The organism is Paenibacillus sp. B2(2019), assembly GCF_008370385.1.
In the GTDB taxonomy this organism is placed as follows: Bacteria; Bacillota; Bacilli; order Paenibacillales; family Paenibacillaceae; genus Paenibacillus_AQ.
In genome coordinates this window covers 70796-86566 of the sequence record NZ_VTZR01000018.1, presented here as the reverse complement: position 1 = coordinate 86566, position 15771 = coordinate 70796, and the positions used below count along the sequence as shown (strand labels likewise).

At 45.0% G+C, this 15771-nt stretch carries 12 protein-coding genes and 1 other annotated feature; of the genes, 1 reads left to right on the top strand and 11 read right to left on the bottom strand.

What is annotated here, in order from left to right; genetic code table 11:
• Positions 1-56 precede the first annotated feature (56 nt).
• The 5 genes from PAENI_RS16205 to PAENI_RS16185 form a co-directional block, all read right to left on the bottom strand.
• Positions 57-1091 (bottom strand): rod shape-determining protein, encoded by a 1035-nt coding sequence (locus tag PAENI_RS16205; RefSeq protein ID WP_042191174.1) that lies wholly within the window; start codon positions 1089-1091, stop codon positions 57-59.
• Positions 1092-1130: 39 nt separating this feature from the next.
• Positions 1131-1820, bottom strand: coding sequence for a RadC family protein (gene radC, locus PAENI_RS16200; protein ID WP_042191176.1), 690 nt, complete (start codon positions 1818-1820; stop codon positions 1131-1133).
• Positions 1821-1844: 24 nt separating this feature from the next.
• Positions 1845-2441 carry a Maf family protein gene (locus tag PAENI_RS16195; protein ID WP_149645995.1) on the bottom strand — a complete coding sequence of 199 codons (597 nt, stop codon included), beginning with the start codon at positions 2439-2441 and terminating at the stop codon, positions 1845-1847.
• A gap of 34 nt (positions 2442-2475) precedes the next feature.
• Positions 2476-2721, bottom strand: coding sequence for a DUF4321 domain-containing protein (locus PAENI_RS16190; protein ID WP_042191180.1), 246 nt, complete (start codon positions 2719-2721; stop codon positions 2476-2478).
• Positions 2722-2961: 240 nt separating this feature from the next.
• Positions 2962-4197 carry an SPOR domain-containing protein gene (locus PAENI_RS16185; RefSeq protein ID WP_149645994.1) on the bottom strand — a complete coding sequence of 412 codons (1236 nt, stop codon included), beginning with the start codon at positions 4195-4197 and terminating at the stop codon, positions 2962-2964.
• A gap of 216 nt (positions 4198-4413) precedes the next feature.
• On the opposite strand from PAENI_RS16185, the gene PAENI_RS16180 reads away from it, so the two are divergent.
• Positions 4414-5400: a diaminopimelate dehydrogenase gene (locus tag PAENI_RS16180; protein WP_076286493.1), complete on the top strand. Its 987-nt coding sequence runs from the start codon at positions 4414-4416 to the stop codon at positions 5398-5400.
• Positions 5401-5493: 93 nt separating this feature from the next.
• Here PAENI_RS16180 and PAENI_RS16175 read toward each other — a convergent pair whose 3' ends face one another.
• From PAENI_RS16175 to PAENI_RS16150, 6 genes are all read right to left on the bottom strand, one after another.
• Entirely contained in the window at positions 5494-6678 is a 1185-nt protein-coding gene (locus PAENI_RS16175; RefSeq protein WP_149645993.1) for a glycosyltransferase, read from the bottom strand.
• Between the two features lie 336 nt (positions 6679-7014).
• Complete coding sequence (locus PAENI_RS16170) at positions 7015-8172, bottom strand: GGDEF domain-containing protein (protein ID WP_149645992.1); 1158 nt, start codon at positions 8170-8172, stop codon at positions 7015-7017.
• Between the two features lie 36 nt (positions 8173-8208).
• Positions 8209-9375 (bottom strand): GGDEF domain-containing protein, encoded by a 1167-nt coding sequence (locus tag PAENI_RS16165; RefSeq protein ID WP_149645991.1) that lies wholly within the window; start codon positions 9373-9375, stop codon positions 8209-8211.
• Between the two features lie 281 nt (positions 9376-9656).
• Complete coding sequence (gene murC / locus PAENI_RS16160) at positions 9657-11036, bottom strand: UDP-N-acetylmuramate--L-alanine ligase (protein WP_042191191.1); 1380 nt, start codon at positions 11034-11036, stop codon at positions 9657-9659.
• A gap of 6 nt (positions 11037-11042) precedes the next feature.
• On the bottom strand, positions 11043-12419 hold the full coding sequence (locus tag PAENI_RS16155; protein WP_042191194.1) for a bifunctional folylpolyglutamate synthase/dihydrofolate synthase: 1377 nt from the start codon (positions 12417-12419) through the stop codon (positions 11043-11045).
• A gap of 5 nt (positions 12420-12424) precedes the next feature.
• Positions 12425-15061, bottom strand: coding sequence for a valine--tRNA ligase (locus PAENI_RS16150; protein ID WP_076286506.1), 2637 nt, complete (start codon positions 15059-15061; stop codon positions 12425-12427).
• 155 nt (positions 15062-15216) lie between these two features.
• Positions 15217-15500: a binding site (T-box leader), on the bottom strand.
• Positions 15501-15771: the final 271 nt, after the last annotated feature.

Sequence of the window (15771 nt, the reverse complement as noted above, 5' to 3'; positions counted from 1 at the left end):
ACAACAGTATTTCTCCCATAACAGGGGTTGACGTACACAAGTGGCAATACATAGGCTTATCTCTTAGAGCGAAGACTGGAACTGCTGCGACTCTTGAACAAATGGATATTATCAAGCGCCTTTCCTGTTCCAATCGCTACACAATCCAGAGGGTTCTCAGCGACAATAACTGGCATTCCAGTTTCACGCGCAAGCAGTTTATCCAAGTTACGAAGCAAGGCGCCTCCACCTGTCAAGACAATCCCGCGATCCATAATATCTGCTGCGAGCTCCGGTGGACATTTTTCCAAAGTTACTTTAACAGCTTCAATAATAGAACTCACTGTATCGGACAATGCTTCACAGATCTCATCAGAAGTAATTGTAAGCGTCTTTGGCAGGCCTGTAACGAGATCGCGTCCGCGAATTTCCATAGTCTCAGCTTTCTCAAGTGGCAAGGCAGAACCTACATCCATTTTAAGCTGTTCCGAAGTACGTTCACCAATCATCAGATTGTACTGACGTTTGATGTACTGAATGATGGACTCATCCGCTTCATCACCCGCAACACGTACGGAACGACTAGTAACAATACCGCCGAGTGAAATTACAGCAACTTCAGTAGTACCACCGCCGATATCAACAACCATACTTCCTGTTGGCTCCCATACCGGTAGATCTGCACCAATCGCTGCAGCAAAAGGTTCCTCGATAATGTAAGCTTCACGAGCACCAGCTTGTCTAGTAGCATCTTCTACGGCACGTTGCTCTACAGCAGTAATGCCGGATGGTACGCAGACCATTACATTAGGGTGACGTTGGAACATAGAACGTTGTTTCTGTGCTTGACGAATAAAATATTTTATCATCGTAGCCGTTGTGTCAAAATCAGCGATAACGCCATCCTTCATCGGACGGATCGCACGAATGTTTCCCGGTGTACGACCGATCATCTTTTTAGCGGATTCACCCACGGCTTCAATCGTCTTAGTGTCAGTGTTAATGGCTACAACGGAAGGCTCTCTTACAACGATCCCCTTACCGCGTACATAGACAAGCGTATTCGCTGTCCCCAAGTCAATTCCTAAATCTTTCGTAAAACTACCCAACATGCTAATTCTCCTTTTCCTAAGTAAATCTTCACATTTATATTACATGTGTCCTTTTTCTTTCAAGCTTACAAAGCTGCTATCACCGATAATTAGATGATCTAACACGTCAATCCCGACAATCTCGCCTGCCTGAAGCAGTCTTGAGGTCAAGGAGATATCCTCCGGACTAGGCGTTGGATCACCACTAGGATGATTATGTGCGCATATGATAGAGGCACTACTACATTTTATAGCTGCTCGGAATACCTCACGAGGATGAACAATCGAAGCATTAAGACTGCCCATAGACAACGTTTCTTGTCCTATCACATGATTCTTCGTATTCAGAAACAAGCAGACAAAATGCTCCTTCTGCAGATAACGCAATTGCTCAGTCAGTATCTCCGCAGCGTCCTCAGGACAACGGATAATGACCGGCATGTTAAACCTGGAGTTCGCAAGGCGCCTTCCAAGTTCGATGCCTGCTTTTAGTTGCACGGCCTTGGCAGGGCCGATACCTTTGATTTCGGTCAGTTCTTCGATGCTAAGGTCAACTAGCCCACGCAGGCCACCGATTTTCCCCAGCATCTGCTGTGCAATATGAATAGCCGATTCACGGCGTGTTCCCGTACGCAGCAGAATGGCTAACAACTCCGCTTGACTTAATGATTCCGCCCCATAATGCATCATGCGCTCTCTTGGTCGTTCTTCATGGGGGAGGTCCCGCAGCATTACTGATTGCGACTCCATCCCTATCCCTCTTTCCCAAGCTTCCTACCGGTTCAATACAGTTATACCGAACTCGGACAGCATTTCGCCAAGAAGCGACAGCGGCAATCCGACAACATTGAAATAACAGCCTTCAATTCGTTCCACCAAGGTGGAGCCAAGCCCTTGTATCGCATAAGAGCCAGCCTTATCAGCGGGCTCTCCCGTAGCTATATAAGCAATAATTTCATCCTCCGTCATTGCTCTCATCGTTACGGAAGTAACACGGTGCTCCACTATAGTCTTTCCATGCGGAAGTCCAATACAGGCTACACCCGTGTATACCTTATGATTCCGGCCCTGAAGTCTGGTAAGCATCGATTTACTGTCCAGCTCGTCCACCGGTTTGCCTAGCACAGTGTTATCTAGTACAACAATCGTATCACTACCAATAATTACTGCGTTACGCTCCCCTGCTGCAGCCACTACAGCCTCTGCTTTTCGCAGGGCCAAACTGCGCACGATTTGCTCCGGCGTAAAGTCCGGTGGTGTGCTTTCATCAGCTTCGCTGGTAATGACCTCAAAAGGCAAGCCCAGTAAAGACAAAAGCTCTCGTCGACGCGGTGAACCTGAGGCTAAAATAATGTGTTGTGAGTTGTCCACGTTGTAAACGTCCCTTCTTGATCAGTAACGAGAGTTACAGTCTTCGGTACAGCCATACAGCTGTAATAATACCGACGAGACTTAGCATGCACAATTTCAAATGAATAGTGATGTCATAGGTTATGATGTCCAAATCGGCTCGCGGAGACCACTTAAGCACAGTCGATGTTGTTAGAAAAGAAAGAGCCTTTACCGGCTGCAGTAGCTTGGCGATCCAGGCTCCAGCCAGCCAGCCTAGAATTAGAAATAACAGCAGTGTTCCTACATTTTTCTTCTTCATCTCAGTCTTCCCTCGCCATTTTTTGACACCCTAATTATTATACGGTGAAATTGTGATCAATACAAACGTAAAATCCCTTACGGTAATGTTTACCACCATTTGCACTAAAAGTTGCGGAGCGATACCATCCTCCGTATCAATTATAGTTTAAGATATATAGGGATAATTTCCTCTTTCGCACCAAAACAGCAAGCCCCCACATCTGGAGGCTTGCTGTCTTTAAAGTCAACAATTTATCAGTTAATTCATTGCAGTTAGTAGCTGTTTCTGGCTAGTCAAAAAGCTCAGCATCGATTCTTGCACTTCCCAAAGTAGGCCCTGAGCCTTGTTCTTGTTATATTCACTCCAGGCTGATATCCCTTGGCTCATTGATTTCTCTAACGCTGCGCAAATGCTTTTGGCTTCAGGAGATACGCCTTGTTCCAGCACTTTTACTGCTTCGTTCCATTGCAGGTGGAGATCACTCACAGCGGAGGTATTTGCTGTCGTACTTGTTTGACCAGCGCTAAGTAGAGAAGCTGATTGACTACTTAGTTCACTGAGCAGCTGCCCACTCACGGAGAAATAGTTCTTCACTTCCTCTGCATTACCTGTATAGACAAGCTGTTCAGCCCCGGGAAGTGCCACCTCCCTCACATACAGCTCAATACCCTGATTCTTTAGTCCGCTGCTTAGTAGCTTGGCCTGTTCACGGTCGGATGATATTCCAGCATACACACGATTGCCGTCGGCAGGATCCATACCCGCAGCCAATCCTGCGGTTAACAACTCCTGGCGAGCCTCTTCAGCACCTGCAGGTGTACTGAATACTCCGTACTGCAGCAGATAATAGCTTTGCGCAGCTACTTGAACTGGGATGGTGTTCTTCCCTGCATTTTCAGTACCCGTCACTGGTAATCCTGATGTACCTACACCTGCCGGATCTTTAGCTCCACTGGACTGCACTGAAGTAGCCGCCATGTCTGCTGTCCCATTTCCAGAGCTACTGTCCATATTCCCTCCGTAAAAGAAAGAAAGTGCAGCATAACCAAGCAGTACCCCTGTGCCGATGGCTCCCGTAACAGAAAGAGCTAATTTCCACCAATACGAAGGACGTCGAGTATGATAAGAGCCTCCGTAACTGCCAGAGGATACATTCTCTAATTTATCCCTGCTATCCGAAACCATATCTGACAGAAGATACGATTGCTGTGTATATCTAAAATCCTTATCCTGTTCGTCCCATTCTTCCTGGCGTGGATCTACAGTACCCGAGTAATAGTCATAGGAATCTTCCGGTGGTGCCTCATGCGTGGAACGAAAATCAGGCTCATAAAGCCATGTTTGCTGTGCTGGACCTACCTCTTGACGCAGTCCCTCAGCGTACTCTTCAGCTGTGCCCAATCCGCCATTTGACCAGCGCTCCACCACTTTAGGCTTTGGTTTAGGCTCGTCCTTGTTCACGTCAAATCGGAATGTCATTCTTCCGTTATTCAACAGTTACACCTCACCTCATCTAATCTATAAGTAAATATATGATAGACAATAGAGAGATATGCTATTTTTAAGCCATAGGAATTATGAAAGATTATGCAGATTCAGTTTACATTACATGTACCTTTTATATACTATATAAAAAGAGCTAAAAGTGTACACTATACTAGGTAAGCTAGAAATGATGCTTTAGTTCACTACTGATTAGGAGGGCTTCTTCTGAAACAAAAAATTCAAGCAGCTATTGTAGGCTACGGAAATTTAGGAAAAGGTGTACGTAAGGCTATCAACCAAAGTGAAGATATCGAGCTAGTTGCGATCTTTACGCGCAGAGAACCTGGACAACTGGAAGCCGGAGAAGCCGGTGTGAAGTTCGAACACATCTCTGCCGTCGAACAATATAAGGGTAAAGTGGATGTTATGATTCTATGTGGAGGATCGGCTACCGATCTGCCAGAACAAACACCAGCCATTGCCCGGATGTTTAATACCGTGGACAGCTTTGATACTCATGCCAAAATCCCCGAGTTCTACGAGACCGTTGATGCCGCAGCTAAACAAGGTGGAACACTCAGCGTAATTTCTACTGGTTGGGATCCAGGCTTATTCTCAATGAATCGTCTGCTCGCTGAAGCTATTCTTCCACAAGGTAAAGAATACACCTTCTGGGGCAAAGGCGTTAGCCAAGGCCACTCCGATGCGATCCGCAGAGTAGATGGAGTTAAAGCTGGTGTACAATATACCGTTCCAGTACAAGAGGTTATTGAGGCCATTCGCGCTGGTGAAACACCAGAGCTTACCACTCGTCAAAAACACCTTAGAGAGTGTTTTGTAGTGGCTGAAGCAGGGGCAGATCAAGAACGCATTCGTGCAGAAATCGTGAATATGCCGAACTATTTTGCAGATTATGATACTACGGTTACTTTCATCACTGAAGAAGAATTGGCAGCTCAGCATAGCGGAATTCCGCACGGCGGGTTTGTTATTCGCAGTGGTGTAACAGGGGAAGGCACGAAGCAGATTGTTGAATTCGGCCTGAAGCTAGAGAGCAATCCAGAATTTACAGCTAGTGTTCTCGTGGCCTATGCCAGAGCCGCTCAGCGTATGAGTCAAGAAGGACAGAGCGGAGCGCGTACAGTATTCGATATTCCACTTGGAATGTTGTCTCCGAAATCTCCAGAAGAATTGCGCCGCAACCTGCTGTAAAATCATACAAGAATGAAAAAACCCGCGTAGGACCCTAAAACGTCCTCGCGGGTTTTTTATATACTGCAGGCAGTGCCTTCTCCGGCGTACTTTTTACACAAGACTAAGAATCTTGTTCTTCACATAATTCACTTCGTAATCCTTCAACAATGTGCGATGCGCCCGATCAGCAATAATCGTTGCCATCTCAGGATTCTTTAACAACGTTATTACACTAGCAACAACATCAACTGAGGTATTAGCAAGCAAAATATTACGGTTATGCTCACAGTTCAATCGCTCGCATACTATAGAACTAGTAACCACCGGCGTTTTGAGTGCCCATGATTCCAGAATGTTTCTGGAGACTTCACAACCTTCAAGGATAGGCACAAGAACCGCTTTTGCACGACGTATATAATCAGCAGACGGTTTCAAAGGTCCAGTGATAATGACCGATACATCATCCTTTACAAGCGTCAACACATCCGTATGAACCTCATGACTGGTGATGTAACACTTGATATCAGGCACTTGTTCTTTAATCAAAGGGTAGCTTTTCTTAAAGAAGTTTTGAGCAGCCTTAATCCCCTGTCTGGTGTTCATATTCCAGTGCAGAACCATTGAATTTTCTTTTGCAACAGGCTCAGTAAAAGCGTCGTATTCATTCATTTTTATGAAATGAGGAACAACATGAACCTTACGGGCATCCGCAAAGGATAGAGATTTGAATGAAAGGGCATCCCATTCCGAGGTTGCCAATAGTACACCCGTTTTATTCATTAGTCTCCGCTTATTCCGCCGAACCAAAGCCTCATTTAGTTTATAATAAGGATTACTGCTGCTCGGCTTCCCAATTTCTTTTCCAACGGCAAGCCCGCTCTCAAAACGATACGTATCTGTAATAACACTGGCCTCAGGAAGCAGATTACGAACCATATCAATGCAATTTCCCAGCAAGCTATGCGATATAAATACATGTCTGTAATTATTCGATCTACAAAGCTCCACGATGGTACTCTTCATGTCTTTCTCCGCATGACTTCGATTAGTGAAATTCCGTAATATATGTAAGGGACGCAGCATAGATCTCCACGAGGTAATGCACCCGTTAATGTAATGAACCGTTAGTGCAGCTCCATCATTTGTAGACATATCCTTGTGCGTACTGGCATACGTCAGCAAATCAATATCAAATTTCCCTAGCAAAATCTCGAGAATACTCCCTGTTCTCATTTCTCCTTCTAGATCCTCTGCGCTTTGATTCTGTGCTGAAAGGAACAGCATTCTTTCTCGCATGACTCTGGCTCCTTGAATTTTTTATATAAATCCTTTCTACTTATCACTGCAACTTTAGATGCAGTTCAATAGTAACTCATTTCACATAAAATTTTTGTCGATTTATAGGGAAACCTTTAAAATTTTTAAATATTTTCATGCTTTATTCGAAAATCATTGCGATAAACCTATATATATCGCTATTTTTTTGAAGATTCAAGCAAAAAAACTACTTTTCCAGTAATACACGAACATGAATTTTCTATTCCAAAATTTTATACTCGTTAGGTATTCTGAACTATTCCCTATGCAAACAAAAAAGTGTCTTCCTCATCTAATGACGAAAGGAAGACACTTTTATATTTCGTAGCTTCTAACAACGCAGTTCCGACCCTTTTTCTTAGCTTGATACAATGCATTATCACAAAGTTTATAGAGATTATTTAGAGAAAAACGTTCGCCCGATTCTATCGTGATGACTCCAATACTTATCGTGTAGTGCAGCGGTACGCCACGAATCATAGAACCTATAACAGCTGTGCGCATTCCTTCAGCAATAACATCACTACTCTTCTCATCGGCTCTGTGCAGGAGCACTGCAAACTCTTCTCCCCCAAATCTTCCGATCAGATCACCATGGCCAAGCTGTTGCTCTATTTTAGACGCCAAATCAGTTAGTACTTGGTCACCTGTATTATGGCCGTAATTATCATTTATGCTCTTAAAGTGATCGACATCCAGCAGTAAAAAAGAATAGGGCAGTTTCTTCATCGCTGAAGCAGCTATTAAAGGCCGAGCACGCAGAACGAACGACCTGCGATTCAAAATACCGGTCAACTCATCATAAGTTGCTACCCGCTCCATTTCTGCAAAGGAATCCTCTCTATAAAGCAGCATAATTCCCGCGGTTCCTAGAAACATATACAAATAAATCCCGAGATAAAAAAACAAATAAAGAAATTGTGCAACTTGTGTATTGATTCCTAATACGGAATACAGCGGTTCCAAGGCTCTACCCACCAAAGATAAGATAACAAGACAATATAGCAGTCCCATTATTATTTGTAGCGAAGTCTCCATGACCTTCAGACATAGTATATAAGCAGGATAGGCTATAATCAGAACTCCAGCCAGACAAGCGACTGGAATAACGAGAGGATCCTTAGGCAACAACAAATACATAAGCACCACAACGAGAATGGATACTCCGAATAATATAGAATAATATCTCTCCACCTTGCTCCCGAATACTCTGAGAAGCATTAGTAGCGCCAAGCTTTCGAGCGTGCCCCCAGCCAAAGCAAGAAGTACTATGATCGGTAGACTAAGTGGTGTATCTATAAAATCCTTCAGTAATAAGAGGATCAAGGCTGCTAGTTGCAAATATTTTGCTGTGATAAACAATGAAGAAGTCTGTTCCTGCGCATAACGCAAACGATACACCACGATAAGCAGCACCGTGAACGATTGCCACAAAAAGAGACACACCAGCAGTGTCTGGAGATCCAGATGCATATAAGTGAAGTTCACCTCCCCTAGTATTCCTGACTCTCAGTATACATATCGGTATCTGATGACTCTATTTCTTCCCTCTTGTTTGGCCTGATATAATGCCTTGTCACTTAGCTTGTACAACTTATTTATCGAGATCTCCTGATCTGGCATGATCGTAATTACACCTATACTAACTGTGTACCCCTGTTGAACCTTATTAGTGGAAGTATTCATTATCGTCTCACGAAGCGCTTCAGCTTTCTGATCGCAGCTTTGCTCATCTACCCCACAGAGTATGACTGCGAATTCCTCGCCCCCCAGTCTGCCAAACAAATCGCCATTTCCGAGATTATCTTTAATCGTCGATGCGAACTCTTCCAGCACAATGTCACCGGTATCATGACCATAAGTATCGTTGACCTGTTTAAAATAATCCAAATCCAATAGCAAAAATGAGAAGTACTCCTGCGCTCGAACTGCCTTTTCAAGCTTTATCTCCGCTTCCTGAAGAAATGCCCCACGGTTTAGAATCCCAGTCAAATCATCATAACTAGCTATTCTTTTTAGTTTGACGAAGGAATGCTCATTTGAGAGTAGAATAAAACCGGCAGCCCCCACAATAAATAATAAATACATCCCCAGATAATACAAATACTGCGTAAGATTGGTGGAGAACACATTCATCTCGGGCTCCCAAATCAGTGCAACAAGTGCCCGCATCAGCATAATCGCTGCAAATACATAAAATAATACACCTAATATTTTTTGAAGAGGTGTAGCCTTTTTATTCACAGTTAGATGATAAGCCGGATAAACTACAAACAGTATAGACCAAAGTGAAGTACAGGCGATACGCAAGTTGGTTTGATTAAAAAATAATGCGATGATACTAAAACTGATTGCACTCAATATCGAAAGAATGATGTAATATCGCTTTATTCTTGGCCCCAGTACTCCCATCATCAGCAGTAACGCTGTAATTTCGAGACAGCACCCTCCAAGCATCAGAGCATTGCTAAGCGGAATGGACAACGCATGAGGGAGATAATCCCATAATAAAATCGAACACCAAAAGAGTAGCTGCACTTCCTTTGATCGGATGAACAAGGTGGAGGCTGTATCTTTAACAGCGGTACTTCGATAATTGGTTATAAGCAGCAATATAAATAAATTTCCGAAAATAAACAAATAAATCAGTGTTCTAATTTCAAGCAGGGAGCTCATACGTCACCACCTATGCGAAAATATCCCCACAAAGTGCGGCTTTGCTTCGATGCGTACTCGGGTACTTTGTGGGGATCCCAAATATACGTTGAAAAATCGATCCTCTTCTGACAGCACTATAGCACTTTATAACTATATCAGTAAATACGTTAACAATACCAAAAAAACACTTCCCTCTAAACTCCCTTCAGATAAACACAAGGATTATCTGAAGGGAATTTTGGGGAAGTGCTATTGAATAGAGAATATAAATATCCTCGAATTGGCCTCAATTTGCAAACTTAATGCTTCTTCTTCAAACCGTCTGCCAGTGCGTATCCGACCTTCCAGATATCGCCCGCGCCCATCGTAATCACCAGATCACCTGGAGCAATACGAGGTGTCAGATCAGCTAGCACATCTTCTTTGGTTGGCAGATGTCTCGCGCCCGCATTACTGTTCTTAACGATAAGCTCAACCAGCTTCGCAGAAGTAACACCTTCGATCTGTTTCTCTCCAGCCGGAGAGTAAATATCAGTGATGATGACTTCGTCAGCTTCGCTAAAGGCACGGCTGAAAGCATCTAACAGGAAGAAAGTACGTGTATAGCGCTGAGGCTGGAATACCGCAATAATCCGTTTTCCTGTTGCCTTGGCAGCACTGATCGTTGCCTGAATCTCTGTAGGATGATGCGCATAATCATCAATGACCAGAATGTCATTGACTTCTCCGAGCACTTGAAAACGGCGCTTCGCACCATGGAATTTCACAATCGCTTCAGCGATTTTCTCGAAAGAAATCCCTGATTTCAAACAAGCGATTACCGCTGCCATTGAATTATAAAGATTGTACTGTCCGGGAACGGAGAGTTCAATCCGTCCAAGCACTTCTCCATTATGATTCATCGTGTACGATACTTGACGATCGCCTAGAACGATATCAGTGGCAATATAATCCGCAGTGTTCGACTTGATGCCATAAGTAATCACCTTACCTGTTACTTCAGGTAAAAGAGAAATCACATTCTCGTCGTCAGCGCATACTATAGCAGTTCCATCTTCGCGCGTTTGGTTCATGAACTGCACGTATGCAGCCTTAAGACGGTTAAAGTCTCCGTCGTAATTTTCTAAGTGATCCGCTTCAACATTCGTAACGATCCCAAGCCAAGGGTGATAGTGCAGGAAAGAGCCATCACTCTCATCCGCTTCCGCTACTACAAACTCACCTTGTCCCGCCTTTGCATTCGTACCTACATTCATAATCTCTCCACCGATAATATACGTTGGATCAACGTCGCACTCTTCCATCACAAGTGCAATCATGGAGGAGGTGGTAGTTTTCCCGTGTGCTCCAGCAACGGCTACCCCTTTACGTTCATTCAATAAACGGGCTAACATTTGCGAACGATGCAGAATTGGAATCTTAAGACGCTCAGCTTCCACCCATTCCACATTATCACTAGACAAAGCCGTAGAGTATACGACTAGATCCGCACCTTTTACTTGTTCTGCTGTATGCCCGATATAAATCTTGGCACCTTTAGCAATCAATTTATCCGTTAATTCTTGGGCAGCCACATCGGAGCCCGTAACTGTATATCCCATTTCTAGCATTACCCGGGCAATCGCGCTCATTCCGTAGCCGCCGATCCCTATAAAATGCACACGTTCAGTAGTATCCAACAGTCGTCACCAGCCTTTTTCAGTATCGGGTTGCTGCAAAAGTGTACCGCGTACGTCAGAGATTAAATACAGCGTACCAGATACGACGGCAAGGTCATCCTCCGCTGTAATCGACTTCAGTAGCTGCAGCGCTTTTCCCCAATTATGTTCTACTATGATTGCCAAGTTTTCCTTGGCATATTTCTCCCGCAGACTTTCTGCGATAACTTGCAGATTCTCCGCGTCCATTTTGTTCTGGAAATCCGGTTCGGTCAGGATGAGCGTATCCACTATAGGCAGTATATGCTTAAAGTAGGATTCATGATGCTTATTTGACAGCATTCCCATAAGTAAATTTAATTTACCGTATTGATAGAGCTGAGGCAGACTTTTTGCAAGACTCTCCGCACCTTCCGGATTATGTGCTCCGTCCAGTACAATCCTTGGAGACTTGCTTACCTCTTCCAGCCTTCCAGCCCAGAATGCGTGGCGCAAACCTTCAAGCACATCTTCATCCTCAAGCATAAAGGCCATATACTGACGCAGAACCTCAAGTACCATCATGGCAGCTGCCGCATTGCTAATCTGGTGCTCGCCTTTCATTACGATCCCAAGTTCAAGCGAACGAAAGGGACCCTTAAAATGAAAAGTCTGCACATCCTCACGGATTTCATTAGCCTCATAGCTAAAATCTTCTCCGGCAAGATAAAGAGTAGAGCGGCAAGCCGCTGCTTTCTCTTTCAGAACCGCTACGACTTCCGGCTGAGTTACGCAGCTAACAACAGGTACGCCCGTCTTAATAATTCCGGCTTTCTCCATTGCAATCTTCTCTAGCGTATCTCCCAAAATATCCATGTGATCATGACCAACATTAGTAATCACAGAAACAATCGGAGTCACGATGTTCGTTACATCCAGCCTTCCCCCAAGCCCGGTCTCCCATACGACAACATCAGGACAAGAGACGCCCGCAAAAAATAGAATGGCCACTGCTGTAGTTACCTCGAACATCGTAGGTGAGCCAAACTCCGTTTCCGAAATTTCTTGGACTAGTGGACGTAATTGGTTAACCAGCTCGACAAGCGTTTCTTCAGAGATGTCCGTATTATTATATTGGAACCTGTTCGTGAACTTTGTAATATACGGAGATGTAAAGGTGCCTACTGAATAGCCGCTTTGTATAAGTGCACTAGTCAAAAAAGCACAAGTTGAACCTTTGCCGTTCGTACCCGCCACATGAATAAACTTCAGCCGACGGTGCGGATTTCCCAGCTTGTCCATCAACATCTCGATTCTATCTAAACCTGGCCGTATCCCAAAAGGGATTAGGCTCTTGATCCAATCAACCGCTTCGGTGTATGTCGCAAGAGGGGCGGTACTTCCGCCCCGATTTAGGTCATCCATGTCTCTTATCCTCTCAGCTCTGCGATGCGGGCAAGTACTTTCTCACGTTTAGCAGAATAATCTGCCTGCTTCGCCCGTTCCTCTTCGATAACTTTAGCAGGAGCTTTGGCCACGAAGCCTTGATTGCTCAGCTTTTTCTCTACGCGTTCTACTTCGCTGTTCAGCGTCTGTACTTCTTTTTCCAGACGAGCGATTTCTTGTTCAATATCAATGAGTCCCGACAATGGCAGAAGCAGTTCTGCTCCTGTTACTACAGCGGACATTACCTTATCCGGCGTTTCTGGATTCAGTCCAGCTTCGAAGGAAGATGTATTACAGAAGCGTCCAATGTAGTTGTCGTTACGGGTGATAATACTCAGCGTCTCTTCATTACCCGCTTTGATGATCAATTCAACCTTTTTGCTCATCGGTACATTCACTTCAGCCCGGATATTACGAACGGCCCGGATTACATCCATCAGCAGATTCATTTCCGCTACCGCTTGCGGGTTCTCCAGAGCAGCATCATACTCCGGCCATGCAGCCAGGGTAATCGTCTCCCCTTCATGCGGCAGGTGCTGCCAGATTTCTTCCGAAATAAACGGCATAAACGGATGAATCAGGCGCATCGTGCGGTCTAGTACATAGGCAAGTACAGACTGTGTCTTCGCTTTGGCCGCGGCGTCTGATCCGTAAAGTGACAGCTTCGCGAACTCAATATACCAGTCACATAGATCGTCCCAAATGAAGTTGTACAGCTGGCGACCGGTCTCACCGAACTCGTACGAGTCAATTAGACGCGTAATCTCACGAGAAGTTTCGTTCAGACGGTGCAAAATCCAGCGATCAGCAGTACTTAGCTCACCCGAAATGTCAATATTCTCAAAGCTTACGCCTTCCAAATTCATCAACGCGAAGCGTGATGCATTCCAGATCTTATTGGCGAAATTACGCGCCTGCTCAACCTTTTCCCAACGGAAGCGTAGATCCTGTCCAGCTGTACTTCCGGTAGAAATCATGTAACGCATTGCATCTGCGCCATACTTCTCGATTACTTCAAGGGGGTCTACGCCATTTCCGAGTGATTTGGACATTTTTTGACCTTCGGAATCTCGTACCAGACCATGCATCAATACATCTGAGAAAGGTTTTTCTCCGGTAAATTCAAGAGCTGAGAAGATCATCCGCGCTACCCAGAAATAAATAATATCGTAGCCTGTTACAAGCACATCGTTCGGATAGTAGCGTTTGAAATCTGCACTGTTCTCATCTGGCCATCCCAGTGTGGCAAAAGGCCACAGATTAGAGCTAAACCAGGTATCCAGTACATCTTCGTCCTGTTTCAAGTCGGTTAGGCCACTGATCCGGCGCGCTTCTTCCTCGTCATTTGCCACAACCAATTCACCAGTAGACTCGGAATACCATGCTGGAATACGATGTCCCCACCACAGCTGACGGGAAATACACCAATCACGTACGTTCTCGATCCAGTTCAGGTAAGTTCTCTCGAAACGGTCCGGTACAAAGTTAACCCCGTTCCCATCCTTCTGTGCATTGATGGCAGCTTCAGCGAGTGGCTGCATCTTCACAAACCATTGTGTGGACAAGTACGGCTCAACAACCGCTCCAGAGCGTTCACTGTGTCCTACTTGATGCACATGATCTTCGATATTGATCAGCACACCTTGCTCCTTCAGGTCAGCAGTGATAGCCTTACGACATACGCTCCGGTCTTGACCTTGGTAAGGTCCTGCTTCTTCATTCATCGTACCGCTCTCATCCATTACGTTAATCTGCGGTAAATTGTGACGTTGACCCATCTCGAAGTCATTCGGATCATGAGCTGGTGTAATCTTAACCGCACCACTACCAAACTCTTTGTCTACATAATCATCAGCGATAATCGGAATCTCACGGCCAATAATCGGCAGGATCAACGTTTTGCCGATCAGATCTTTATAACGATCGTCTTCCGGATGAACAGCAACCGCTGTATCACCCAGCATGGTCTCCGGACGTGTGGTAGCTACTGTAATAAATCCGCTACCGTCTTTGAGCGGGTAACGCAGATGATACAAGTGACCATTAACTTCTTTATATTCAACCTCGATATCCGACAATGCTGTACGAGCCGCCGGGTCCCAGTTGATAATGCGTTTGCCGCGGTAGATTAAGCCTTTATTATAGAGCTTAACGAATACCTCGCGTACAGCTTTCGACAACCCTTCATCCAGGGTAAACCGTTCGCGGGAATAGTCAAGGGAAAGCCCCATCTTAGCCCACTGCTCATGAATGGTGTTCGCATATTTATCTTTCCACTCCCACACCTGCTCCAGGAACTTCTCGCGGCCGAGATCATGTCTAGAAATTCCCTGCTCACGCAGCTTTTGCTCTACCTTTGTCTGCGTTGCGATACCGGCATGGTCCGTACCTGGTAGCCACAACGTGTCGAAGCCTTGCATCCGTTTTGTACGAATCAGGATATCCTGAAGCGTAAAATCAAGCGCATGACCAATGTGCAGCATTCCCGTTACGTTTGGCGGCGGGATTACAATGCTGTATGCTTTTGCATCTGGACGCCCGCCTGCACGGAAATATCCACCCTCTGTCCAATAGGAATACCACTTGGTTTCTGCCGATTTCGGATCATACGTGGTTGGCATTTCATTCTTAGAATCATTTGCAGCGGCAGCATCTGCCGCTGTATCTTGCAAGTTCGGCAACTCTGCCGCTGTTAGATTGTTTTGGTCAGCCATTCTCTGATACCTCCACTTGGTTACTTGTAGTTGGTTTCTAAAAAACAAAAAGACCCCTCGTCTCAAAGGACGAAAGGCCATTCTTTCGCGGTACCACCTTTGTTTCGCGCCAATGAAAAATAAACCTGCACTTCTTTCACCTTGCGGTTCAGAAGCTTAGCGCGACACTCGTACAGATAACGGCTGCTACCGGCCACATCCTAACTTATCTTTCATATCCATGAAGACAAGCTCAGAAGGGCGACTCCGGGGCGACTTCGGTGGCTGTATCCTACGGAATGTCACAGCACTTGCATTCCGCTCTCTGAAGGGCTGACCGCCTACTCTTCCCGTTCCCAGTCTTTACTTAGATATTGCTTACTCCATAATACATTTTGAGTCATCCCTAGTCAACCTGAATAGGCTTCTACAGCGGGACTTTAAGCGGAATTTCGACTTATAGCGTGCATATGTCGAATTTTCATTCGATTCATCACTCTGCGTTGGTTAGATACCCCACATTCTAACGTTCTCCGGTCACACAAGAATAAACGCCTTCGACGTCCTTTTACGGACGGTAAGCGTTTATTCGAGAAATATAAGGATAATGTATAACGTGAAACTTATATATTCTTATA